Source organism: Pseudomonas sp. H2_D02 (assembly GCF_054677635.1).
Genome location: NZ_CP162816.1, coordinates 3,135,635 through 3,157,313, shown reverse-complemented (window position 1 = coordinate 3,157,313; position 21,679 = coordinate 3,135,635). Strand labels below are relative to the sequence as shown.

General features: G+C 57.6%; 21 protein-coding genes and 3 pseudogenes. 11 read left to right on the top strand and 13 right to left on the bottom strand.

Going from position 1 to position 21,679, the window contains the following annotated elements; translation table 11 throughout:
- Positions 1-529 precede the first annotated feature (529 nt).
- Complete coding sequence (locus tag AB4N42_RS14715) at positions 530-742, top strand: hypothetical protein (protein ID WP_095962603.1); 213 nt, start codon at positions 530-532, stop codon at positions 740-742.
- 131 nt (positions 743-873) lie between these two features.
- Here AB4N42_RS14715 and AB4N42_RS14710 read toward each other — a convergent pair whose 3' ends face one another.
- From AB4N42_RS14710 to AB4N42_RS14670, 9 genes and pseudogenes are all read right to left on the bottom strand, one after another.
- The gene (locus AB4N42_RS14710; RefSeq protein ID WP_095962602.1) at positions 874-1,122 is read right to left on the bottom strand and encodes a hypothetical protein; all 249 of its coding nucleotides are present in this window, start codon (positions 1,120-1,122) and stop codon (positions 874-876) included.
- Between the two features lie 235 nt (positions 1,123-1,357).
- On the bottom strand, positions 1,358-2,065 hold the full coding sequence (locus tag AB4N42_RS14705; RefSeq protein WP_258637279.1) for an RES family NAD+ phosphorylase: 708 nt from the start codon (positions 2,063-2,065) through the stop codon (positions 1,358-1,360).
- Positions 2,058-2,729 carry a hypothetical protein gene (locus AB4N42_RS14700; RefSeq protein ID WP_095973912.1) on the bottom strand — a complete coding sequence of 224 codons (672 nt, stop codon included), beginning with the start codon at positions 2,727-2,729 and terminating at the stop codon, positions 2,058-2,060. The genes AB4N42_RS14705 and AB4N42_RS14700 overlap by 8 nt, the downstream gene beginning before the upstream one ends.
- A 315-nt stretch (positions 2,730-3,044) precedes the next feature.
- A pseudogene (locus AB4N42_RS14695) lies at positions 3,045-3,332 on the bottom strand (Arm DNA-binding domain-containing protein); the annotation flags it as partial.
- A gap of 426 nt (positions 3,333-3,758) precedes the next feature.
- The gene (locus AB4N42_RS14690; protein ID WP_460114886.1) at positions 3,759-4,832 is read right to left on the bottom strand and encodes a polyamine ABC transporter substrate-binding protein; all 1,074 of its coding nucleotides are present in this window, start codon (positions 4,830-4,832) and stop codon (positions 3,759-3,761) included.
- A gap of 44 nt (positions 4,833-4,876) precedes the next feature.
- Positions 4,877-5,217 (bottom strand): annotated as a pseudogene (locus AB4N42_RS14685) (cupin domain-containing protein).
- Entirely contained in the window at positions 5,214-6,638 is a 1,425-nt protein-coding gene (locus AB4N42_RS14680; RefSeq protein ID WP_460079000.1) for an NAD(P)/FAD-dependent oxidoreductase, read from the bottom strand. Before AB4N42_RS14680 ends, AB4N42_RS14685 begins: the two are co-directional and overlap by 4 nt.
- Before the next feature lie 57 nt (positions 6,639-6,695).
- Positions 6,696-7,496, bottom strand: coding sequence for a helix-turn-helix domain-containing protein (locus AB4N42_RS14675; protein WP_043042109.1), 801 nt, complete (start codon positions 7,494-7,496; stop codon positions 6,696-6,698).
- A 104-nt stretch (positions 7,497-7,600) separates the two neighbouring features.
- Positions 7,601-8,431 (bottom strand): DMT family transporter, encoded by an 831-nt coding sequence (locus tag AB4N42_RS14670; protein WP_460114885.1) that lies wholly within the window; start codon positions 8,429-8,431, stop codon positions 7,601-7,603.
- On the opposite strand from AB4N42_RS14670, the gene AB4N42_RS14665 reads away from it, so the two are divergent.
- The 6 genes from AB4N42_RS14665 to AB4N42_RS14640 all read left to right on the top strand — a co-directional run bounded on the left by AB4N42_RS14665 (position 8,415) and on the right by AB4N42_RS14640 (position 14,033).
- The gene (locus tag AB4N42_RS14665; protein WP_411387231.1) at positions 8,415-8,615 is read left to right on the top strand and encodes a hypothetical protein; all 201 of its coding nucleotides are present in this window, start codon (positions 8,415-8,417) and stop codon (positions 8,613-8,615) included. The two genes, AB4N42_RS14670 and AB4N42_RS14665, sit on opposite strands and share 17 nt — an antisense overlap.
- Positions 8,616-8,686: 71 nt before the next feature.
- Entirely contained in the window at positions 8,687-9,304 is a 618-nt protein-coding gene (locus tag AB4N42_RS14660; protein WP_054069184.1) for a TetR/AcrR family transcriptional regulator, read from the top strand.
- 186 nt (positions 9,305-9,490) lie between these two features.
- A complete protein-coding gene (soxC, locus tag AB4N42_RS14655) occupies positions 9,491-10,798 on the top strand; it encodes a sulfite dehydrogenase (RefSeq protein WP_460114884.1) in 1,308 nt (435 codons plus the stop codon).
- Positions 10,785-11,360 (top strand): c-type cytochrome, encoded by a 576-nt coding sequence (locus AB4N42_RS14650; protein WP_052239506.1) that lies wholly within the window; start codon positions 10,785-10,787, stop codon positions 11,358-11,360. Before soxC ends, AB4N42_RS14650 begins: the two co-directional genes overlap by 14 nt.
- 61 nt (positions 11,361-11,421) lie before the next feature.
- A complete protein-coding gene (locus tag AB4N42_RS14645; RefSeq protein WP_025214421.1) occupies positions 11,422-11,811 on the top strand; it encodes a DUF2946 family protein in 390 nt (129 codons plus the stop codon).
- Positions 11,812-11,882: 71 nt separating this feature from the next.
- On the top strand, positions 11,883-14,033 hold the full coding sequence (locus AB4N42_RS14640; RefSeq protein ID WP_460116359.1) for a TonB-dependent receptor: 2,151 nt from the start codon (positions 11,883-11,885) through the stop codon (positions 14,031-14,033).
- 210 nt (positions 14,034-14,243) lie between these two features.
- Here the strand turns inward: AB4N42_RS14640 and AB4N42_RS14635 are convergent, their stop codons facing one another.
- The 4 genes and pseudogenes from AB4N42_RS14635 to AB4N42_RS14620 form a co-directional block, all read right to left on the bottom strand.
- Positions 14,244-15,011, bottom strand: a complete 768-nt coding sequence (locus tag AB4N42_RS14635) for a methyl-accepting chemotaxis protein (protein ID WP_374046025.1) — start codon at positions 15,009-15,011, stop codon at positions 14,244-14,246.
- Between the two features lie 96 nt (positions 15,012-15,107).
- A pseudogene (locus tag AB4N42_RS14630) lies at positions 15,108-16,121 on the bottom strand (cache domain-containing protein); the annotation flags it as partial.
- 247 nt (positions 16,122-16,368) lie between these two features.
- Entirely contained in the window at positions 16,369-17,577 is a 1,209-nt protein-coding gene (locus tag AB4N42_RS14625) for an NAD(P)/FAD-dependent oxidoreductase (protein WP_460116358.1), read from the bottom strand.
- Between the two features lie 40 nt (positions 17,578-17,617).
- Complete coding sequence (locus AB4N42_RS14620; RefSeq protein WP_411387226.1) at positions 17,618-17,965, bottom strand: RidA family protein; 348 nt, start codon at positions 17,963-17,965, stop codon at positions 17,618-17,620.
- Positions 17,966-18,427: 462 nt separating this feature from the next.
- Here AB4N42_RS14620 and AB4N42_RS14615 point away from each other — a divergent pair, with 462 nt between their 5' ends.
- The 4 genes from AB4N42_RS14615 (at position 18,428) to AB4N42_RS14600 (ending at position 21,656) form a co-directional block, all read left to right on the top strand.
- Complete coding sequence (locus tag AB4N42_RS14615) at positions 18,428-18,634, top strand: hypothetical protein (protein ID WP_411387225.1); 207 nt, start codon at positions 18,428-18,430, stop codon at positions 18,632-18,634.
- Complete coding sequence (locus tag AB4N42_RS14610) at positions 18,631-19,767, top strand: aminotransferase class I/II-fold pyridoxal phosphate-dependent enzyme (protein ID WP_460116357.1); 1,137 nt, start codon at positions 18,631-18,633, stop codon at positions 19,765-19,767. Before AB4N42_RS14615 ends, AB4N42_RS14610 begins: the two co-directional genes overlap by 4 nt.
- Positions 19,767-20,504, top strand: coding sequence for a histidine utilization repressor (gene hutC, locus AB4N42_RS14605; protein ID WP_025214428.1), 738 nt, complete (start codon positions 19,767-19,769; stop codon positions 20,502-20,504). The genes AB4N42_RS14610 and hutC overlap by 1 nt, the downstream gene beginning before the upstream one ends.
- 369 nt (positions 20,505-20,873) lie before the next feature.
- A complete protein-coding gene (locus tag AB4N42_RS14600; protein WP_025214429.1) occupies positions 20,874-21,656 on the top strand; it encodes a transporter substrate-binding domain-containing protein in 783 nt (260 codons plus the stop codon).
- The last annotated feature ends 23 nt before the right edge of the window (positions 21,657-21,679 follow it).

Genomic DNA, 21,679 nt, shown 5'->3' with positions numbered 1-21,679 from the left:
GGGGCGTTATGTAGTGGCTGGCTAACCTGGACGGCAGAATTCCCCTCTCCGGCCCTCCACTCATCCCGATGCATAGATAGGCTTAAGGGAGCACGCCGTGCCGCCGGTCAGTGCAATGGCGTAGAGGCGTGAGTCTATGGGCACAAAGTTAGCATTCAGATGTGTTGCACGCGATCGCTCTCAAGCCCGGCGACGGTAGACCGACGGTGTTGGCATAACCCGATTCAGCATTGCTTGAACCCCATCGCACGACGGCAACATCTTCGGGTGGTGCCGCGCCCCTCTCCCAAAAGCCGAGGATCTGCAGCACATCAACGCTAAAACGACGCTCAGGAGGTGTTTTGCAGGTTCAAAAGCTTGGCATTGCGCTCAAGGCGCCGCTGATCGCGGGGATCGATACCCTTCGCGACCAGCGCCCTGGCGATATCACGCAGAGCGCGAGCATCGCGTAGCGCTCGCTTATTCAACCGCCCTTTGTTTCCACCCCTTCCGCTGCTACGCTCTTGAGTCCTTGATTGGAGCCAAAACGATGCCCAGCGAATATTCACTTTCTGATGTTCATGAGCGGCTATATCAAAATCAGCTCGCCTTGGAGGCTGCGGTGATGGAACTGACCTTGAAGGTAGAAAACCAAAGTGCAACAGATATTGGCGCCAACGTCCGAGGGGCACTTCACACGATCGGCGAGAACGCCGGACATATCAAACAGGGCTTGGCTAAGCTGAGAGCCCAGGGTCACTGATCAGCGGACCCAACGCGCCGGCGAGCTTGGCGGTTATCCTGCACAGCATAAAGGCTGGACTCGCCGAAGTCTCAGACTTCCCGCGCGTTGCGCGGCGACATCGTTAAGATACGGGGGCTCTCAACCTCTCGCTATGAAAGGTGGCGCACCTTGATAATCCTGCCCGAAGCTACCTTATGCTTGGGCTTGGCCATCCGAATAACCGTGTGCGGACCATCGGCCGTTGTTTCAACGAGCACGCCATTCATGACTTCCATCACACTGAGTCCGGCAGCCAGCGTATTGATATAGGCCACATTAATCGCGCCTTTCGCCATGGCTGGAATTTTCTCTTCCAGCCGGCTCACCAGTTCATCATTTAACATCTGGTTGACGTCCATAACGAGCTCCGCATTTCTAGGCCAGCACGGAACCAGCCATCGTTGTTGCTGCGCTCTGTGGCAGGCACCGCCCCTTCCTTGGGATGCACGCAAGACGTGTTTGGCCGTCGACGCTGCATAAACCTTCTACGGAACCACCGACATCCATAAAAGCCCGACCTCCTCAGCAAGATCTAATGATGGCAATTCCGGCTCTAGAGAGCGAATTTTAGGGGTACTGTTCGGTCATTTTGACTCAGCTTTTTCCCGCGATGATAACGACCCCAATCCGCTCTGCCAGATTGAGCACCGTGTCGAACACAGTCGAGTCGCCGGTCAAGCTGCGTGACGCCCCCTGCGGATGGAGTGCGCCGTCAGGAATCCGGTCACCGAAGAGCACCACCGCACGTGCCGAATCATCTTGTCGCGACACCCAAGACAGCCCTTGGGTATCTGGACACTGACGGTGGATCGCCTCTGCCCATTTGCGCGTCGCAGGATATTGATCTTTCTCAGTGTCGATCAGTTGTTTGCGCGTGATGCCCAGTTTCCGCAGAGGCACGCTGGACAGATCAACCAGGTGCAGCGGTTGGCTAACCTGGACGGCAGAATGCACCTGTCCAGTTAGCTTGCTTTTGTCGAAGCTCTTGAAGCCAGCCGTATGGGGAACGTCGTGAAAGACGGTCTCCATCAAGGCGCACTCAACGGTCGTGCCGCCATACAAGGTGGGAATCGCCCGTCCCTGATCATCCTGAATCGGGCTGAAGCGTGCGTTGCCGTGCACACCGGGATTGAATTGATCTGGCTGATACTTATCCTGGTGCACACGGTGAAGCACATCGCCTTTGGCGATCACGGTGAAAGTGACGTGCAACGTAACCACAGGCACCGGGGTAACGGACGCCGCTAAGTCCGTGGGAGGCGTCGCCCTACCCTCACTGGACTCGGTACGCTGCTTAGCCATGGACAATGCCCTGGATTTCATCCTGTGCGGCAGCAATCACCCGATCAGGCGCTGATGCCAACAGGTCCTGGGGCCTTTGGCCGCCCAGAAAACTGTTATCTGAGCGGAACCAGTAAGCCATACCCCAGCCGTCCTTGTGGGCACCAAAAGCCTGAATGACTTTGGCGAGTGCCTTGAGCGGCCGATAGCCCACATCCGGATCCAAGCCGTAACCAGGGAAATAGTCGACCCCACCGTGACTTATGGCAAAGATTTGCCCCTGCTTTTTCCATTTGTTGGGCTGGGCACTCGGGTTGCGGTTACTCAACTGGGCCACCTGCGCGATATCTGCAGAGGTCAACCAGTCACCGCTCTCCAGCACTGCTTTGCGGGCTTGTACCAGCATCGCCGCTTCCTTGAGCAGGCGAGGCGAAGGCGGCTTACGTGTCACAAACACCTCGGCCAGTCGCTCGAGCGACTTAGGGTCCTGACGCTCCTGCAGCACCTCATACATCGAGGAGGCCACGTTGGCGAAGTTTTCCGCCAACGCCTCAAATACACTGAGGTTGACCTGATCGAAAGACACGACCAGCACTCGGTCCGCATGCGAGCGGCTTAAGCTAGCCCGAGCCTCCTTAGGCGTACCGACCAAGGTGGAGACACCCGACTGCTCTGTAACGCTCATGGAAATCTCCTCACTAGTTATCTACGTTATTTAATCGTAGCATAGTCTTGATAACCCTAGCTCCAGCCTAAGCTCCATTCATCTGGATGCATAGGTAGGTTTGAGGGGTGCACGCCATGCCGTCGATCAGCACGGTGACTTCTGGGACTAAAAGTCTAAGGATCACGATCTTGGCTTTCAGGTGTGCGGGCGAGCTAAAGACCAGCAACAGACCGAAAGAGTTGGCAACCCAACTCAGCACCGCTTGAATTCCCGGGCGGTCCCGCTCCCCTAAGGACCGAAAACTTGTACCGCATCGACCTAAGAAGGTGTTCTCTCGGCCAACAGTTTGGCATTGCGCTCAAGGCGTCGCGGATCGCGGGGATCGAGACCCATCGCGACCAGCGCCCTGGCGATATCGCGCAGAGCGCGAGCATCGCGTAGACCTATTTCAGGATAAGTACCGAGCGAAATACGAGGCTGTTTGCCCGCCCAAGAAAAACGGAAGTGCCAGCTCTTGGTGCCTTTCGTATTCACGAAAAGCGCAAGGCCATCAAAGTCAGGAAGGGTGTAGTTTTTGGCGCGAGGCCTGGCGTGTCGGACCGCCGTATTGGTAAGGACCATTGTACTAACTCCACTCATATGGATGAAGGAGGGTTGTACCGTTTTCGGAGTGCCAAGCAGCTCTAAAAACTGATTTACCAAGCGTCGAATTGATGTACTAAAAAATGTACTAAAAATTCGTGGATATTGATGTACCAGAATAGACTTTACTGGAACTAAAAAAGAGGCCGAAGCCTCTTTCTTTGGTTTCTACATACTTCAATGGAAGTCTATAGAAAAATAATTGGAGCGGGAAACGAGACTCGTATCTGGTGTCCGACTCGTTGAAATTTAAGGGGTTTCTTTTCTAGCCGGAGCAGGAAAAGACTTGATTCTGGACTTGTTTCTAGAGCACATCAAGCGGTCATGGTGCCCGTGTGAGGCATGCTTTCGCACCGCGGACCTGCCGCCGATGATCCGGGCTGCCCGCATCATCGGCGATTGACTTTATTGCCCGTTTTTAACCCGACTCCAGACACGCGTGCGCAGTCGGTCGGTCTCTAACGGCATCGCTTCCAGAACGAAGAGTTTCTTCATCACGCTTTCAGGCGGGTACACCATCGGGTCGTTGAGAATGGCCTTGTCGACCATGCCTTCAGCGGCAGCATTGCCGTTGGCATAGTGCACGTGGTTGCTGATGTCAGCCATGACGTTGGGGTCCAGCAGGTAATTCAGAAACGCGTAACCGGCAGCTTCATTCGGAGCATCGGCGGGCATGGCGACCATGTCGAACCACATGGGTGAGCCTTCCTTGGGGATGGCGTAGGCAATCTGTTGGCCATTGCCGGCCTCATTGGCTCTGGCGGCCGCCTGCATCACGTCGCCAGAGAACCCGACGACCAGACACGCGTCTCCCGTTGCAAGATCGCTGGTGTACTTGGAGTTGTGGAAGTAATTCACATAGGGCCGCACTTTGAGCAGCAGCGCCTGGGCCTTCTCGTAGTCGGCCTTGTCCTTGCTGTGATGCCCAAGCCCCAGGTAGTTCAAGGCGATGGGAAGGATCTCGGGGCCGTTGTCGAGCATGGCTACGCCGCATCGGGCGAGTTTTTTCATGTTCTCCGGCTTGAAGATGATGTCCCATGAGTCTATCGGTACATCGCCCAGGACTGCCTTGACCTTGGCGACGTTGTAGCCGATGCCGGTGCTGCCCCACAGGTACGGGAAACCGTATCGGTTGCCCGGATCGTTGGCCTCCAGAACTTTCATCAGCGTCGGGTTGAGGTTCTGCCAGTTCGGCAGCTTGCTACGGTCCAGCGGTTTCAGCGCACCGGCCTTGATCTGCCGGGCCATGAAGTGGTTGGAGGGAAACACCACGTCATACCCGGAACGGCCGGCCATCAGTTTGGCGTCGAGGACCTCGTTGCTGTCGTACACGTCATACTGAGTCGGGTGCCCGGTATGGCTGGTAAAGTTTTGCAGGGTATCTGGGGCAATGTAACTGCTCCAGTTGTAGATCCTGACGGTGTCTGCCGCCTGAGCGGTGGACGCGATCAACAGTAGCGGAACGATCGACTTCAACATACGAGACCTCAACCTTTGTTCTTTACGTTATGGGTGAAGGCAGTTCAGAAAATCAGCACGTAGCTTTTGCGAACGGTTTCTTGTATATCCCAGACTCCCGTGGTGTTCGCAGGCAACATCAATGCGTCGCCGGCCTGGATATGAAGGACCTCACCGCCATCCGGGGTGAAGGTGCAGCGCCCCTGGATGAAATGGCAGAACTCCTGTTGCACGATCTGGCGCCGCCAGCGGCCGGGGTGCATTCCCACACGCCGGCTTCGACGCCGTCATCGCGTTCAACGCTTGTCGTGGCAACCTGTGAAACCGGCTCACCCAGCGGTACGCCGACAGCGCTCGATTCCCCGAGAGGCAAGTGTGGGGTGTCGCGAAAATGATCGATCTTCATGCGAACGGCTCCTTGGACTTCATCAATCGTTCCATGCAACCCGCCAGACCCTCGGCCATCCGGCGACGCCAGCGCGGTACATGGAGGTTGGCCAATATCCGATCCTCGTGAACAAAGCTCTGGATAATGGCGTTGTAACCCAGCCAGCGCAGGGGCTCTGGCTCCCAGCGTGGCAACGAGGCCAGCGGACGGTCGGCCCACACCCAAGGCTGGCGTGTCAGTTCGTTGTCCTGACCAAGAATCAGCGCGGCCACGGTACGGCCACCCAGGTTGCTGGCGCCTACGCCTTCACCGCCATAGCCACCGGCGAGTGCGATCTTCTGGCGACGGTCGGCCAGCATGTGCGGGTGAAAATGCCGGGCGACACCCAGGTTGCCGCCCCAGGCGTGAGTCAGGCGAACATTGCGCAAAACCGGGAATAGTTCGCTAAACAGGTACTGGCGCAACTCACGTTCGGCCTGACTGAGGTTGAAGTCACTGCGCAGGCGACCTCCAAAGCGATAGCCACCGCGGGCACCAAATACCAGGCGGTCATCGCGGCTGCGCTGACCGTAGGTGACTTGTCGACTGTTTTCGCTGAAAGCCTGGCCACGGCTGAGTCCGATTTCGGCCCATACGTCCGCCGGGAGCGGCTCAGTCGCAACGATCAGGCTCTGCGCGGCCAGTTGATATTTGTTCAACGGGGGCAAGGCACTGGCATACCCCTCGACGGCCGGCACCACCCAATCGGCGCTCACCCGACCGTGCTCGGTTCGAACTTGGCCTGCCGTCCAGTCGAGCACAGCGCTTTGCTCGAAAATCCGCACACCCATGCGTTCCACGACATCGGCTAGCCCCCGTACCAACCGGGCAGGTTGAAGGGTCGCGCAGTGAGGTGAATACAGGGCGCCGTACGCCTGGGCCACATTCAATTGTTCGCACAAGGCCTGAGCGCTCAACCAGCGATAATCGTCCTCACCCAGGCCTTGGGCACGGGCGGCAGCGAGTTGTTCGCGCAGGCGCCGTTCTTGCTCGGGATACCGCGCCGCGCAGTACAGCACTCCGCCTTTACGCAGTTCGCAATCGATGCTTTCGACGTGGCACACCCGCGCCACTTCATCGGGAATTCCGTGCAGCAGTTGATATCCTGCATGACGCTGCGCGGCAGGCAAGGGCCCCAGGAGTCGGTCTTCGCCGAGCAGATTACCCATCAACCAGCCGCCATTGCGACCGGAGGCGCCGAAACCGGCAATCTGTGCTTCAACTATGACGATATCCAGGTGCGGTGCTTGCTGCTTGAGGTAATAGGCCGTCCAAAGGCCGCTGTAGCCGGCACCGATGATCACCACATCGGCTCGCAGATCCTGATGCAACGCCGGACGCGGCGTCAGCGCCTCGTCGACTTGCTCCATCCACAAACTCACACCACCCCAACCAGCCATTACCTGCTCCATCGTTTGATTGCCGACAGAGCTTAATGCGCAGCGAAGGGGCCTGTGTTATCTGCGGGTACGCGCGCAATTGGCCTTCAACCAGGCTTTTGGTGTGCAGCCGGTATGGCAGCGGAAAGCCTTGTAGAACGCAGAGGTGGAATTGAATCCGGCAGCCACTGCGAGGGCATCGATGGGTGCGTTTTCGTCGTAACTGGCGAGGCGTTCAAGGAGGTAGGCCAAGCGAGCCTGAGTCACGTAGCGATAGAAGCTTTGCCCGAGCACTTGATTCAATAAGTAAGACAACTGATTACGGCTGTACCCGGTGGCGCTGGCGATCCGTGCAAGATCCAGGTCAGGGTCCAGGAATGGCTGCTGGCGGGTAAAGTAATCGGCCAAGTCTCTCGCCATGAAACTCAACTGGCGCGCCGAGAGCCCCAGCTTACTGATGGCAGGGGCGCGACGCCCGGCGTGCGGCTCGCCGTCACGCACGAGTGACGCGTATTCATTGACACGCAGGATCTGACCCTCACATACGGTGATCGCTTCGCTGGTGCGAAAAACCACCCGCTCGCCACTGCCCTTCAGGGCGGTCTGGTACTGGATGAATGCCGTGCAGCCGTCAGCGCGAATGCGGTCATTGTGCTCAAGATATTCATCGGGATGGCGCGGCAACGTGCCGGTGATGTAGGCGCGCAGCTCGGTCAGGCCCATGCTGCGGTTCTGGAAAAAATCGTTGTATTGCACTTGCGGGTGATAGAGCGCGAGTATCGCCTCCAGGTCGCGGTGCTTCCAGGCCATGTGATAGCGCAGCACCACCTCAAGGGTGAGTTTTGTCTGTTCGGCGGTATCTGACGGGACGAGAAGCATGGGTTGACGGGCCTTATGACTGGGCGGCACCAGTCTAGTCCTTGAGTGGTTGAGCGAACAAATTCAGGCACGCGCAGGCGCACATGATTGAGCGAGCGGAGCCTCTAGCTGCCTGTGGCTCTGCCATGCTTGCCACCCAGCACCAACGCAACGCCGCCCAGTACAGCAATGGATGCCAACACCATCCTTACGCTCAGGCTTTCCCCCAGAAAAACGATGCCCGCCAGCGAAGCCAGGATGGGCACGCTCAACTGCACCGTCGCGGCTTGAAACGCTGCCAGATGACGCACCGCGACGTACCAGACCGCGTAGCCGACGCCTGACGCTAGCGCGCCGGAAAGAACCGCATAAAGTATCCCCTGCGGATCCCAACGCAACGCTGAGAGAAACGGCACGCTTGCCATCAAGACCAGGGGAATAGAGCGCAGGAAATTGCCGGTTGTGGTTGCCAAGGGATCGGCGACAGTTTTGCCAAGCAGTGAGTAGATCCCCCATGCCACCCCCGATAACAGCATCGTGAGTGCGCTAACGGGGTCAGGTGCTGCGGCACCTGGAACCAGCAGGCTAACCAAGCCAACAATCGCCAGCACAAACCCAACGACTGCCAACGTGTGCATCCGCTCGCCTTTGAACATGCCGTACAGAACCATGCTCAGCTGAACCGCGCCAAACAGCAGCAATGCCCCCGTCCCGGTCTCCAAATGACGGTACGCGAAGGAAAAAGCGAAGACGTAAACGAACAAGGCAGCGGCCCCCTGCCAACTGCCTTTGCCTATGGTTGAGGTCCGCCTCAAGGCACACAACAGCCATAAAACCGATGCCCCGCTGGCCAGCCGGACCACGCTGAAACTCGCGGCATCGATGTTGGTGTGCTTAAGCGCCAGGCGGCACAGCAGCGAGTTCGCGGCAAAGGCGAGCATGGCGAAACAGATCATCGCGATCAATCTTGCCGAAGCTGACGAGCTGGACGCCTTCGTTACGGAGTTGCTTATTGTCATGGTCGATTCCAATGCCCAGGCAGGCTCTCAGAACGCTCGACGCCACCACGCCCTTGGAAATACGTTAAACGCCTCTGTACCGATCGGTCAATACAACTATCTTCCTGCGACCTTGGGATGAGCTTCTCCCGTCTGTATCCTTCAGCGCGCACGCATGGGTATGATTGAAGCTCAACCGGTTGGAATCGACCCATGGGAAAAAAGAACGCCGTCGTCGCTGCCGAACCTGCTGAAACAAGCACCAAGGAGCGAATACTGAAAATCGCCGCGCAGTTGTTTTCGACGCGCGGGTTTCACGCGACCGGCATGGCTGAGTTGGAAAAAGCCACTGGCCTGGCTCGAGGCGCGCTGTATTACCACATCGGCAGCAAGGAAGAATTGCTGTTCGAAATCACCAGCCGGTATCTGCGGGTGCTCATCGCAGAAGGCACGCCTCTGTGCGAGAGCGATTTGGCTGCGGAAGATAAATTTCGCCAGTTCTCGGCCATCGTGATGCGCACGATTGTCACCCACCTGGCCGAAATGACGGTGTGTTTCCGGGAAGTGTATTCGGTCATTGGCGAGCGCCAGACCGAGTTGCTCGACCTGCACCGACAGTATGAAAAGCTCTGGTCGAATATCCTCAAGGCTGGCGTGAGCGAGGGGACCTTCCGCACATCGGACTCGTTGGCCGTGAAGGCTATCCTTGGTATTCATCACTACAGCTACTTGTGGATCAAACCCGGAGGCCCACGCTCGCCGGAATCCATCGCGACGTTTTTCTGCGACACCCTCCTGCCCGGACTGAAGGTTGAGCCACGCCTGGCTTGACTGTCATCAGCGGCGCTTCAAATGCGCCGCCTCCCTCGACCTCCTCCTCATTCACGTCCCATCACCGATGGTTGTCCTTGCGACTGGACCACGCGCGTTTTTCGTTCTAGGCTGACTACAGACCGACCGATCAGTCTACAGGCTTGCCGTTGGGTCCATCCCGACAAAGAACCAGAGGGAACAACAATGACAAAAAAATCCATGGTCCCCGCCCAGCAAGACACGTCTCAAACAGCTTTGGCTCGCCGGGATTTCTTGATTAAAAGCGGGGCCGTTATCGGTACTGCTGCCTATGCGCTGGGTAATAGCGATCTGGTCACCGCAGAGACGACCAACATCGCCCCGATTGATCCGAGCCAGCCTCTTGAAGTTCCGCAATGGACCCGCAGTCTTGGCGCCCCGACGGCAAGCCCTTATGGCAAACCTTCAACATTCGAAACCAAAGCCGTCAGGAATCTGTATCCCGGCCTGAAGGACACGATGTCCGCCTACAGCACCTCGCCACTTCAGGAACTGGACGGCATCATTACCCCGAACGGCCTGTTCTATGAGCGTCATCACGCAGGCGTCCCACAAATCGATCCGGCGCAACATCGGTTGGCAATTCACGGCCTCACCGAAACTGCCTTGATCTTTACCGTGGACGAGATACGCCAGTTCCCCGCCGTGTCACGCGTGCACTTCATGGAGTGTTCGGGCAACCCATCGTTTCTACCTCCGTGGGGCAAAACCGCCGCCGAAGTCAGTGGCCTGGTGAGTTGTGCTGAGTGGACTGGCGTTACCCTGAAGACCCTGCTGGATGAAGCCGGGCTCAAACCGCAAGCCAAGTGGATCATTGCCGAAGGTGCGGACGGCGCGGCAATGACACGCAGCATTCCCATCGAGAAATGCCTGGACGATGTGATGGTTGTCTACAGCCAGAACGGCGAGCGTCTAAGGCCGGAACAGGGCTACCCGCTGCGGCTGTTTGTCCCCGGCTACGAGGGCAACACCCACATCAAATGGCTGCGCCGACTTCATGTCACCGATGCGCCCGCCTACAGCCGGGAAGAAACCGCCAAATACACCGACTTGATGGCGGACGGCAAAGCTCGGAAGTTTTCCTTCGTCATGGAGTGCAAATCGCTGGTGACCTACCCTTCCGGCACCCAGAAACTGACACGCAAGGGCCTGCATGAGATGCGTGGCATCGCCTGGAGCGGCCACGGCAAAATCACCCGCGTTGACGTTTCCGTCGATGGCGGCAATAACTGGACGCAAGCCAAATTACAAGAACCCATTCTGACCAAGGCGCTGACTGTCTTCAGGGCGCCTTTCGAATGGAACGGCCAGGAATTGATGATCATGAGCCGCGCCATCGACGAGACCGGCTATGTTCAGCCGATGCTGGAACAGTTGATTGATGAACGTGGCAAGGTCTCTTTCTACCACAACAATTCGGTGCAACCGTGGCGTGTTTCCAGCAATGGGGAGGTGACCAATGGACGGGCTTAAAGGTGGATCGTTTCTCATCGGTTTGCTGTGCGCCTGTGCGCTGACTCATGCCTCGGCACAATCCCAATACGGTTTGGGCACCAAGGCTACCGAAGCGCAGATCGCCAGTTGGAACATCGACGTGGCGCCCGACGGCAAGGCCTTGCCTCCAGGGCGCGCAACGGTGGCTGATGGGGAAAAGGTCTACATGAGCAGCTGCGTCAGCTGCCATGGCGTGAAGCTCGAAGGTGGCATCGGCCCCGCGTTGGCGGGGGGCGCTGGAACGCTGACGACTGACAAACCGCTCAAGACAGTCGGCAGCTATTGGCCCTATGCAACGACGCTTTTCGACTACATCCGCAGAGCCATGCCCTTCCAGGCGCCACAGTCATTGTCCAACGAACAAGTCTATGCGGTGACCGGCTACATCCTGCACATGAACAAGCTGCTGGACGCCAACGCGACCGTGGATGCATCGACCTTGGCGGATGTAAAGATGCCGAATCGAGACGGTTTTTATACCGACGACAGACCGGACAGCAAGGCGGTTGCCTGTATGTCGAACTGTTTAAAAGCTCACTGACGGATCAAAAAATGTAAAATCCGCTCGCCGATAAACCGTTCCTTCTCAACGAGCTTTGCTGATGAAGCTGGCCAGCCGCGAAAAATCGATGATTGCCTGGGTGCTGTACTTCAGCATCCTGTTCGGTTCGTTGCTGTGCGCGATGGGCCATGGACAAATGGCCGGCTTGCGATTGAGCGGTTTGGACGGCGGACTGTTTTGCTCTACTGACGGCGGGGCAATATTCGAGGGCCTGCAGGATGTGCCCGCCCCTTCGCTGCCCGTCGTCGCTGATTGCGTCATTGCGAGCCTGTTCGGTGCGATCCTGCTGGCGGCGTTTTTCGGGCTGCTCGCCCTGCTTGCCGGCGAGCCAACCAAGCCCTTGCCCGCACAACCGACCCGTTGCCTACCCAGGCAGCGATGGCCCTTGATCAATCCTCGCGCCTCCCCCGCCCTGCTTCCCTCGCCTTGACATCATCACCACTTGCCGCTGCATGACGCGCGGTCGGTGTGTGCTCATCGAATTAAGCCAGGAAGCTTTTCATGTTTCGCTTGACTACTTTAGCGCTGCTCGCGGGCAGCACCTGCGCGTGGGCGCAAGACACGACACTGAACTTACCCACCAGCTACATCAACGCCTCGGCCGACCAGCCGAAACCGGCCACCAGCCTGGACCTGGACACCCCCATCGAAAGCGGCTCGCGCCTGAACCTCAGTGCTCGGGAAAATCCCGCCTCTGTGAGCGTGGCCGATCGCAAGACAATGGAACGCATCGGGGCACGCAACTTTCAGGACGCGGCGAACGCCCTGCCTGGGGTGAACGCTTCCGCGCCGCCCGGCTGGGGTGGCTATGTGTCGTACCGTGGTTTCAACGGTGCCCAGATCAGCCAGTTGTTCAACGGCATCAATCTGCAATACGGCGGCGCAGCACGTCCGGTCGCCGCCTGGATTTATGACCGGGTGGAATTGCTCGGCGGCCCCTCCTCGTTCCTCAACGGCAGCGGTGCCGTGGGTGGCAGCCTGAACGTGATCACCAAGCTTGCCAACCGCGACGAAGATACCTTCGAAGGCCGGATGAGCTACGGTCGCTACGACACCTGGGAAACCGCGGTCGGCTTCAATAAAGCGCTCAACAGTGGCGATGGCCCACGCCACTACGCGCGCCTCGACTACAGCCGCACCAACAGCAACGGCTACATCGACCGCCAGGAGAACGGTGCGGGCAACCTGGCCTTCTCGCTGCTCAGCGACATCAACGACCGACTCTCCCATACGCTGGCGATCGAGTACCTGGAGGAGAAGGAAGACAGTCCCTACTGGGGCACGCCGGTGCTGCAACCGCTGACCGGCAAGCTGCAGATCGACAAGCGCAACCGCTTCAACAACTACAACGTCGAGGACGGTCGCTACGAGCAGAGCACCCGCTGGATACGCTCGATCACCGACTACCAGCTGGACGACAACACCCAATTGCGCAATACCTTCTACCACTACGATGGCCAGCGCGATTACCGCAACCTTGAGGTCTACCGCTACAACAGCGACAACAGCGCCATCGCCCGCTCCGGCGGTTACCGCCAGCGGCACGACCAGGAGGTCAACGGTGACCGCATCGAGCTGACTCACCAGGCTCAACTGTTCGGCCTGGCCAGCGATTGGGCGCTGGGCGTGGATTACAACACCAACCAGCAAACCAACTACCCGTTGTCCAAAGGCGCCTTCGACACCATCGATCCAGATGGCTTCGAGCCGGGCCACTTCCTGGACATTCCGGGGATGGATGCACCGCACACTAAAGGTCGCAGTACGTGGACCGATACCTCGTCGGCGTTCGTCGAGAACCGCACGCGCCTGACCGAGCAACTGGCGCTGATCACTGCGCTGCGCTATGACCATATCGACTTCGAGATCGTCGATCATGCGGCGCAGGCCAGGCTCGACAAGCGTTGGGATGCAATCACGGGACGCCTGGGCCTGGTGTACGACCTGACGTCGAATGTCAGCCTTTATACCCAATACAGTACCTCGGCCGAGCCGCCGGGAGGGACGCTTACCAGCGCCTCCATTGCCCAGGTGAGCGACTTCGACTTGAGCACCGGTCGCCAATTCGAGGTGGGCAGCAAGTTCGATTTTCTTGACGGTCGCGGCTCGGCCACCGCCGCGGCCTACCGCATCGTGCGCAAGAACATCTCCGTCCCCTCCTCGACGGTGCCCAACACCACCGAACAAGCGGGTCAACAAACCTCCACCGGCATAGAGCTGGCCGCTTCATTCAAGATCACGCCCAAGCTATTGGCGGCTGGTAACTTCAGTTGGGTAAGGGCTGAGTACGACGAGTTCAATGAAACCATCGCCGGTGTTGTGTTCTCGCGCAAAGGCAAGAATCCGGTGAATATTCCCGACCGCGTAGCCAATCTCTGGCTGACCTATGACGTGGCTCCTGACTGGCAGCTCGGGGCTGACGTGCGCTATGTGTCGTCGGTCTACGCCAACACCGCCAATACGACCTGGGTGCCCTCGTACACTGTCTATGGTTTGTCCATGACCCACGATCTGGACAAACACGTACAGGTCAGCGCGCGCCTGCGCAACCTGACCGACGAGGTCTATGCCCGTTTCATCCACCAGAGCAACACCCAGTATTACGTGGGCGAGCCGCGCAGTCTGGAAATCGCTGTGCAGTGGAAGTACTGACGACCCCGAACGGAATGCAGCACACGGTCTGGCGACCTGACAGGTCTAATCATGATTCGGAGCGCAGTCCTTCCCGCGTTGATCAGCCTGTTTGAATGGCCCGCTGGACGGGACCGCCAGGGACGGCGGCTTTCACTGTTTTTTCTCTGGGCTCAACGCTCACGGGGCTTACCCTCTAATCGGCAATTGAGCGTCCATTGTTCGTACGGACTAAAACTTGAAGCGCCCGACCAATCCTTGAAGCTGGCCAGAAATGGCCGTCATTCGCCCCGATCCGGCATGGGCTGAATGCGCGAACTCCTCTACCATCTGCGCATCGGCGTGGATCTGTGCGATGTGCCGATTGATCTCCTCCGCCACTTGATGCTGCTCCTCTGCCGCCGTGGCGATCTGGGTGTTCTGGTCGCGAATCGAGTCCACTGAAGCGCGGATCTTGTCGAAGCTGTCGCGGGCCCGCTGGATCCGCTGCACGCTAGCCTGGGACGCTTGCAGGCTGCCTTGCATCTGCTGGGTGACTTCCTGGGTACGGCGAGCGAGGTTACCCAGTAGGCTGTCTATTTCGCCGGTAGAGTCGGAGGTGCGACGAGCCAGGGCGCGAACTTCATCCGCGACCACTGCAAAGCCACGCCCTTGATCACCCGCGCGAGCGGCCTCGATGGCGGCATTGAGCGCCAGCAAGTTGGTCTGCTCGGCAATCGAGCGAATGGTGTCGAGAATCGCATTGATGTTATTGCTGTCTTGCTCGAGCAGCTGCATGGTCTGGGTCGATACCTGCAGCTCCTCACTGAGCTTGAGCACGCTGCCGGTGGCTTCGCTGATTTGCTTCTGGCCATCGTGCACGTCGCGGTAGCCTTCGTCAGCACTCGACGCCGCGGCACTGCAGGAACGTGCGACCTCATTGGCAGTGGCGAGCATTTCATTGAAAGCGGTGCTTACCAGTTCCACCGCCTCACGTTGGCGGCCGGCAGCCAGGTTCATGTTATTAGCGACTTCGTTGGTGTCAGCGGCAGCGACTTGCAGATCGGACGACGCCTTGCCAATACGCTTCACCAACTGAGCGATCATGCTTAGAAACTGATTGAACCAACCGGCCAGGTTGGCAGTTTCGTCCTTGCCCCGTACTTGGAGTTGACGTGTAAGGTCACCTTCACCTTCGGCAATCTCTTGCAACCCATCAGCCACGCCACGAATCGGGCGCACGATCACGCTGGCAAAACCAGCACCAACGATGGCGAACACCACGGCCAATGCAACAGCGATGGCTGTAATCAACCAGGTCAGGCTCATGGCGTCGGCCATCACTTCATCACGCTTGATCAGGCCAATAAAACGCCATCCCAGGCCATCGGAACTCAGGACGTTGACCATGTATGGCACACCATCGATCTCGACTTGAGTCACCCCATCAGCGCTTTTGGCCAATTCGGCATAGCCGGGTCCTAGCTCACCTAACGGCTTGAAATTGTTTTTGGCATTTGCGGGATCGACCAAGACATTGCCATTGGCCTCGACCAACATCAGGTAACCACTCTTGCCCAACTTGATGGCTTTGACCAATTCAGTCAGTTGCTTGAGCGATACGTCCACGCCAACGACGCCCACCGCGGCACCGCTCGCGTCATTGATCGTGCGGACCGTGCTGACCAGCACCATGTCATCGGGTGCCCAGTAATACGCGCCCGTCCTTACGGTTGAGCCTCGTGCGGCTTCCATGGCAGCCTTGTACCAAGGTCGCACCCGTGGGTCGTAGCTGGCCATTGTCTGGTCATCGGGCCAACCTGCAAAACCTCCGTCATTGAGTCCAAGGGAAATGGAAGCCGTGGTTGGGTGGGTTTCTGCGAAACTGTCGAATACCACCTGGATCTGTCGATCGACCTTCGTCACAGGCGTTTGCGGGGCGTCAGCGGCCGCATAGTTCTTCAATCCCTGAACGTTGGCGATCCGAGGGTCTTTGGCAAGGTATTCGACGTTTTGGCGGATGCTGTCGAAAAACTGCCGCATCCCGCGGTCAATCTGCCTGATTTCGCGGCCACTGCTGTCCAGGAAACCGGCTTGCGCTGCGCTACGCAAGTTCAGTACGACAACCATTGCGACCAATATGACTGGCGCGCAGGCGATAGCGGCAAACGCCCACGTGAGTTTCTGTTTGATGTTCATGAGTATTCCTGGGCAGGCAGATGGAACGTGGGCGCCCATGGGTAAAAGCGCCCGCGGCGAGTGCCGTAAACGTTGCTCACACGACGTGGAAACGAGACAACTCGGTCGTCATTTTTCTTTCAGAAAATGCCTGCCCTCCTCTCAAGAGGAGGGACGAGAAGGTCGACGCACCGTCAATTCAGAAACGCCCAGGAGCGAAGGGTGCCGGCTCGACCACTGGTGTTTCTCCCATCATTAATTCCGCAAGCAGCCGGCCACTGACCGGACCTAGCGTAAATCCTTGATGGGCATGGCCGAAGTTGAACCAGAGCCCCTTATGCGACGGCGCGGCACCAATGACCGGTTTCATATCAACGGTACAAGGTCGCGCACCGCTCCATGGCGTCCGCTCAACCTGAGATCCCAATGCCAAGAGTTGTCGGGCCGCGCTTTCGGCCTTCCCTAGCTGCACTGGGGTCAGAGGCGCATCGAGACGGGCGAATTCGGCTCCCGTTGATAGGCGCACACCACGCTTCATCGGCGCCAACATGTAGCCTTGCTCGGTATCAAGCACCGGGCGACTCAAGTTTGCCCCGTCGGCGAAATGGGCGTGATAACCACGCTTGATAAACAACGGGATGCGGTAACCCATGGGCCTCAGCAACTCTTGGGCCCAAGGACCAAGCGCCACGACGACCTGTGATGCTTCGACCGGCCCGGACTCGGTGGAGACTCGCCAGCCGGCTCCCGCTTGGCGCAATGAACGGGCATCGCCGCGTTCAAACTGTCCGCCCTCACGCAAGAAGAGCTCGGCATAGCGTTGCACCAGCTCACCCGGATCAACACAGGTCCAAGGTTGAAGCCAGTGAATCCCCCCAACGAGAGCTTCACCCAAAGCGGGTTCTGCGAGCCTGAGCCCGGCGCCGTCCAACGCTTGCGACAATACACCGTGCGCACTCACACGCTGGGCGCTCTCCATCGCCTTTTCATATTTTTCCGAGGTTCGAAAAGCTTGAATCCAACCTTTGCGCACGATCAGGTGTTGGGCCTCGCTTTGCTCGATCAAATCGGAATGCTCGCTGATTGAATGCTCGACCAAGGTCCGAAAGGCGTCCGCAATAGCTTGGTAATGCCTTGGCGCTGAGTTGGCCCAATACCTGGTCAGCGTAGGCATGTACTCCGGCAGCGCACGCAGATGATAATTGACGCCGATATCGCGCTTGGTCACCACTCTCATCAGGCTCGCCAGGTCCCTTGGGAACCCGTACGGTTCAACGGCCTCGCGCTGGATGATCCCGGCATTACCGTATGACGTCTCGCGCCCGGGCGACCCCTTGTCTACCAAGGTCACCGCACAGCCCCGGCGTTGCAGATGCAGGGCCGTGCTTATACCAACGATGCTGAGCACCCAGTACTACTACTTGTTTGTCGTTCACGCTGCCTCCAACTCAAGCACGCTGCTGCGCGATGACACTGATTTCAACCAACGCATCCACCACGAGGCCGGCACAGACGGTAGCGCGAACAGGCAAATTGGTCGTGAAAAACGAAGCATAAATCCTGTTGAACTCGGCGAAGTTACTCCGCTCGGTCAAGTACACCGTGACGCTCACAACGTCATCCAACGACAGTGACTCAGCTTCCAGTGTTTGAGCAATGCGCATCAAGGTCAGGCGCGTTTGTGCCTCGATACCCTCCGGGAAGCTGCCATCCTCATTGAACGGCAACTCTCCAGACAAAAACACGAGACCTTGGCTGTGGCGGACTTTTGAAAAGGGCAGATTGCTAACCGTCATTGTGGTGATTCTCTCTAAGCGGACTTATGAACGCGCCTATAACAGGCGCCATTTTTAGCCATCGACTCGACCGAGCGTGTCACAGCAGATCGGAAATCGGTCTACAAGCCCGATCGATGGGACTGTATATACAGGACTAAGCATTTACCGTGCCTGTTAGACAAGGATCCCCTTCAGACCCCTGATCCGAAGTGGATCGAGCACTGCTTCTGTCCAAAATACTGTCCGCAGAAAGGCCTACCATGCGCTTCCTTTCGACTCATCAACGAGACACCGGAAACACTCCGATGCAACCTTCAGTTACACCCGAACCAATATTCATGTGAGCACCCCCTGGCCTGGAAGGCGTTTACGAGCAGCGATCAACAGAAAAGATAAGGCTTGGCCTGAACATTGCGTTACCTATATATACAGGATCATACAGCAACACCTCCTTGTGGCCCTGCACCTAAGAGGTAATCAATGAAAAAGCTGCACCCTATGACTGCCGCGACTACCGAAGGGATGAGCCTCGCAGGCCGGATCGCCGAACTGGCGACACTCTTCCACTACAGCCTCCCGCGCGAAATCCTTCAAACCGCTGAACAGCCGAGCCCGCAGCGTCCCCTGCGGCACCATCCAGATCGCAATACCTTCCAGCAAAATTCCCGAGAGGTTAGCCTTGTATGAACGCCAACGACCTGACCCTGCTTGCTCGCGCTGAAGTACGCGAATTGGCCAGTTACAACGCCGGCCTCGCCGCTGATGCAGTGCGCAAACGCTTCGGTCTGACACGCGTCGCTAAATTGGGCAGCAATGAAAACCCAATGGGCACCGCCCCCGCCGTCAACGCCGCGACCACCCAAGCCTGCCATGAGATTGCGCTGTACCCCGACTCTGGCTGCCAGGCACTGCGCTCCGCACTCTCGGAAAAACTTGATGTTCCGGAAGATCGCTTCGTGTTCGGCAACGGCTCTGAGGATTTGCTGAGTGTCATCAGTCGAGTGTTTCTGGACCATGATGATGAAGTGGTTACCGTGGTGCCCTCCTTCGGCTTGCATTTCATTTTTCCAGTGGCAGCCGGCGCTCGGGTAATCGGTGTCCCCATGACCGACCAAGGCACTTTTGACGTGGCGGCGATGATTTCCGCCCTTACACCGCATACCCATGTGCTGATGTTTTCCTGCCCCTCCAATCCGATTGGCTGCACCTTGAGCGCAATCGAATTGAAGCAATTGCTCGATGCATTACCTCCCAAGTGCTTGCTGGTGTTTGACGAAGCCTATTACGAATACGCCCAATGGGAGCCTGAGTACCCAGACTGCCTCGGCTTGATCCAGGCCAGCGGCAAGCCGTTTATCCTGCTTCGAACCTTCTCCAAGGCCTATTCATTGGCAGGTTTACGCATCGGCTATGGCATTGTCAGCGACCCGCTACTGGCCGATTTGATCAATCGCCTGCGCACCCCCTTCAACGTAAACCGAGTGGCCCAAGCCGCTGCGGTCGCCGCGCTGGCCGATGAAAATCATCTGAATGCCGGCCTCTCGCACGTCGCCAGCGAACGCCGACGACTGGAGATCGCACTGCAAGAGCAAGGCATCACAACTGCCCCCTCCATGGCCAACTTCCTCTTTTTCAGCACCCCTTATCCTGCCGAAATCATCAACCAGGCATTACTGCGCGAAGGGGTCATCATCAAGCCTTGGCGCGAAGCGGGATATACTCAGTACTTGCGGGTATCCATAGGAAGCTGTGAGGATAACGATCTTTTCCTCCATTCCTTGGCAAGAGTCCTTGCCGCACAAGAGACACGGACCGACTGATGATCAAAAATGCACCACAAGCGCTCTACCGACGCGCGAAGGAATTTGTGCTGGACCAACTTCGAGCGGGCGTTTGGAAACCTGGCGACCTGATCTACTCAGAGAACCAGCTGGTGCAAGAGCTGGGCATCTCGCGCATGACCGTCAATCGAGCCCTGCGCGAGCTGACCGAAGAAGGTCTATTGGTACGGATTTCAGGTGTTGGAACATTCGTAGCCGAAAGCAAGCCGCAATCGAACCTGTTGCGCATCACCAACATCGCTGACGAGATTCTCGCTCGGGGTCATAGTTACGGCTGTCGCGTCCTGCACCTGGGACGCGAATCCGCATCGATGTCAGTCGCTTCCGCCCTGGGCCTGCCCACGGGCTCTTCGGTTTTTCATCTGGTTTGTGCGCACAGCGAAGAAGACGTGCCAGTGCAGCTTGAGGATCGTTACGTCAATCCCGAGCTGGTGCCAGAGTTCCTGAAACAAAAATTCGGCGAACACCTGCAACCGGCAAAATACCTTTTGCAAGTCATCAAGCCCGACGAAATGGAACATATCGTAGAGGCCTGCCACCCCAGCGCAGAGGAGAGCAAACATCTGCAAATCGATGCAACCGAACCTTGCCTGGCCCTCATACGCCGGACTTGGAGCCAAAACAAAATTGTCACCTTTGTGCGGCTCGTCCACCCCTCCTCCCGCTATCGACTGGGTAGTCGCTTACCCATGAATGCAGCTCACAGAGACGTCTGACTCTTCGACACATCTGCCGTAAAACTTGACCAGCGCCGCTTCCAAAGGGCGTCGGTCGCTTTCTGATTCATACATCACAATAGACCCAGGCCCTACGCCCGTAGTGACCGGAAAAAACGAAACTGCTCACCCCCCTCCCCTCAGCGTTTCCAGCCCTTCTTCCACCCATGCACATCCGAGCAGATAAATGGCTGCTTGATTGGCTATGCCTGTATGTACAAGTATGTATTTACGCGGTAAAGTCGATCCGTCACCTCGACACGCTTAAACCAAAAAATGGGCTCTGTGTACCACTCCCATAGCGACACACACGAGCTCCGTACCGCATCCGTGCGCTCAAGCGCTCTTTGGTCCTTAGGAATAAAAACAATGAAAAAATCTATTTTGACCCTCTCTGTACTGGCGTTGTGTGTGGCTGGCAGCTTTGCCTCGGCCAAGGAGTACAAGGAGTTGCGGTTCGGCGTTGACCCCTCTTATGCCCCTTTCGAGTCCAAAGCTGCCGACGGTAGCCTGGTGGGCTTTGACATCGACTTAGGCAATGCGATTTGTGCTGAATTGAAAGTGAAGTGCAAATGGGTCGAGAGTGATTTTGACGGCATGATTCCCGGCCTGAAAGCCAACAAATTCGACGGCGTGATCTCCGCCATGACCGTGACATCCTCGCGCGAAAAGGTCATCGACTTCTCCGATGAGCTGTTCTCCGTTCCTACCTCCTTCGTTTTCAAGAAAGGCTCCGGCCTGACCGAAGATATCAAGACGCTCGTCGGCAAGACGGTTGGTTATGAGCAAGGCACCACCGAGGAAGCTTATGCAAAGGCCGTACTGAACAAAGCCGGAGTCAAAACCCAAGCCTATGCCAACCAGGATCAGGTCTATTCGGACTTGGTGACTGGCCGTCTCGATGCCTCGATCCAGAATATGTTGCAAGCCGAAATGGGCTTCTTGAAGTCGCCGCAAGGGGCAAATTTTGAGGTAAGTAAAGCAGTCGAGCATGAACTGTTGCCCGCGAAAACCGCGGTAGGTCTCGCCCAAGGCAACGCCGATCTCAAGGCCCTGATAAACAAAGGCATCAAGGCACTGCATGAGGATGGCAGCTATGTAGCCATCCAGAAAAAACACTTTGGTGATCAGAATATCTACAGCGGTAAATAACACGCTGCGCCCATTTTCGGATG

Bases quoted from the DNA above. Each gene is read 5' to 3' on its own strand.
- AB4N42_RS14715 (WP_095962603.1), top strand. From the start codon at position 530: ATGCCCAGCGAATATTCACTTTCTGATGTTCATGAGCGGCTATATCAA.
- AB4N42_RS14710 (WP_095962602.1), bottom strand. From the start codon at position 1,122: ATGGACGTCAACCAGATGTTAAATGATGAACTGGTGAGCCGGCTGGAA.
- AB4N42_RS14705 (WP_258637279.1), bottom strand. From the start codon at position 2,065: ATGGCTAAGCAGCGTACCGAGTCCAGTGAGGGTAGGGCGACGCCTCCC.
- AB4N42_RS14700 (WP_095973912.1), bottom strand. From the start codon at position 2,729: ATGAGCGTTACAGAGCAGTCGGGTGTCTCCACCTTGGTCGGTACGCCT.
- AB4N42_RS14690 (WP_460114886.1), bottom strand. From the start codon at position 4,832: ATGTTGAAGTCGATCGTTCCGCTACTGTTGATCGCGTCCACCGCTCAG.
- AB4N42_RS14680 (WP_460079000.1), bottom strand. From the start codon at position 6,638: ATGGCTGGTTGGGGTGGTGTGAGTTTGTGGATGGAGCAAGTCGACGAG.
- AB4N42_RS14675 (WP_043042109.1), bottom strand. From the start codon at position 7,496: ATGCTTCTCGTCCCGTCAGATACCGCCGAACAGACAAAACTCACCCTT.
- AB4N42_RS14665 (WP_411387231.1), top strand. From the start codon at position 8,415: ATGGCGAAACAGATCATCGCGATCAATCTTGCCGAAGCTGACGAGCTG.
- AB4N42_RS14670 (WP_460114885.1), bottom strand. From the start codon at position 8,431: ATGATCTGTTTCGCCATGCTCGCCTTTGCCGCGAACTCGCTGCTGTGC.
- AB4N42_RS14660 (WP_054069184.1), top strand. From the start codon at position 8,687: ATGGGAAAAAAGAACGCCGTCGTCGCTGCCGAACCTGCTGAAACAAGC.
- soxC (WP_460114884.1), top strand. From the start codon at position 9,491: ATGACAAAAAAATCCATGGTCCCCGCCCAGCAAGACACGTCTCAAACA.
- AB4N42_RS14650 (WP_052239506.1), top strand. From the start codon at position 10,785: ATGGACGGGCTTAAAGGTGGATCGTTTCTCATCGGTTTGCTGTGCGCC.
- AB4N42_RS14645 (WP_025214421.1), top strand. From the start codon at position 11,422: ATGAAGCTGGCCAGCCGCGAAAAATCGATGATTGCCTGGGTGCTGTAC.
- AB4N42_RS14640 (WP_460116359.1), top strand. From the start codon at position 11,883: ATGTTTCGCTTGACTACTTTAGCGCTGCTCGCGGGCAGCACCTGCGCG.
- AB4N42_RS14635 (WP_374046025.1), bottom strand. From the start codon at position 15,011: ATGAACCTGGCTGCCGGCCGCCAACGTGAGGCGGTGGAACTGGTAAGC.
- AB4N42_RS14620 (WP_411387226.1), bottom strand. From the start codon at position 17,965: ATGACGGTTAGCAATCTGCCCTTTTCAAAAGTCCGCCACAGCCAAGGT.
- AB4N42_RS14615 (WP_411387225.1), top strand. From the start codon at position 18,428: ATGAAAAAGCTGCACCCTATGACTGCCGCGACTACCGAAGGGATGAGC.
- AB4N42_RS14610 (WP_460116357.1), top strand. From the start codon at position 18,631: ATGAACGCCAACGACCTGACCCTGCTTGCTCGCGCTGAAGTACGCGAA.
- hutC (WP_025214428.1), top strand. From the start codon at position 19,767: ATGATCAAAAATGCACCACAAGCGCTCTACCGACGCGCGAAGGAATTT.
- AB4N42_RS14600 (WP_025214429.1), top strand. From the start codon at position 20,874: ATGAAAAAATCTATTTTGACCCTCTCTGTACTGGCGTTGTGTGTGGCT.